The organism is Vibrio sp. 10N.222.52.C12, from assembly GCF_041474215.1.
Lineage (GTDB): Bacteria > Pseudomonadota > Gammaproteobacteria > Enterobacterales > Vibrionaceae > Vibrio > Vibrio crassostreae_C.
The window spans coordinates 1,240-2,262 of record NZ_JBFRTR010000222.1; the positions used below are offsets into that span (position 1 = coordinate 1,240).

At 45.9% G+C, this 1,023-nt stretch carries 1 protein-coding gene; it reads left to right on the forward strand.

Annotated elements, in window-relative coordinates; genetic code table 11:
• Window positions 1-952: Na+/H+ antiporter NhaC family protein (locus AB4623_RS23915; RefSeq protein WP_372147511.1), on the forward strand; the 952-nt coding region annotated here is incomplete at its 5' end.
• Window positions 953-1,023 lie beyond the last annotated feature (71 nt).

Sequence of the window (1,023 nt, forward strand, 5' to 3'; positions counted from 1 at the left end):
TTACTTCGGTGACAAGATGTCTCCTCTTTCTGATTCAGTGATTCTGGCTTCTTCAATGTCTGGTGTTGAAGTGGTTGAACACATCAAGGGCATGCTTCCAGTTGCGTTAATCAGCTACGTGATTACAGGCATCATGTTTACTGCGTTTGGTTTCCACTACGCGGGCAACGTTGACATGAGCCAAGTAGACTCTGTAATCAAAGCAATGGAAGTTCAGTTCTACATCACGCCTTACTCATTCGTTCCGGTACTTATCGTGCTTGGTCTGTTGGCTTTCCGTATGCCTTCATTCCCGGTCATCAGTTTTGGTTCTCTGCTGGGTATTATCTGGGCAGTCATGATCCAAGATATCGACTTCCTAACGGCATTCAACACGGCTTGGGCACCGTTCTCAATCTCATCTGGCGTAGAGTTTATTGATTCGATTCTTAACCGTGGCGGCATGTCTTCAATGCTGGGTTCAGTTGCGGTTATCGTATTTGGTCTAGGTTTTGGTGGCTTACTGGATAAAGTGGGCGTACTAGAGACAATCGCTAAGGTGTTTGAGCGCCGCGTAAACAGCGCAGGTTCACTAGCGACTAGCACAATTGGTACGGCTTTCATGGGTAACGTATTCGGTTCTGCAATGTACGTATCGTTAATCCTTACACCAAAAATCTGTGCGAAAAACTACGACCGTTTAGGCTACAAACGTAAGAACCTATCGCGTAATGCTGAGTTTGGTGGCACGTTAACGTCGGGTATGGTTCCGTGGAGTGATAACGGTATCTACATGGCGAGTATTCTTGGTGTTGCGACGCTGTCTTACGCACCGTTCATGTGGTTAAGCTTCATCTGTATCATCGTGACTATCGTGACATCTTACATGGGTTGGTTCGTTGATAAGTGTGAACCAACAGCACCAGCGTTTGAAGCTGAAGAAGCAACAGAGTTAAGCAAGCAACAAGCTTAAGTTCAGGAGCTAACGCTTTCGAACATAACTCAAAACGTTAATGGTTAAATGCAAAAAGAGCGCCCTAGGGC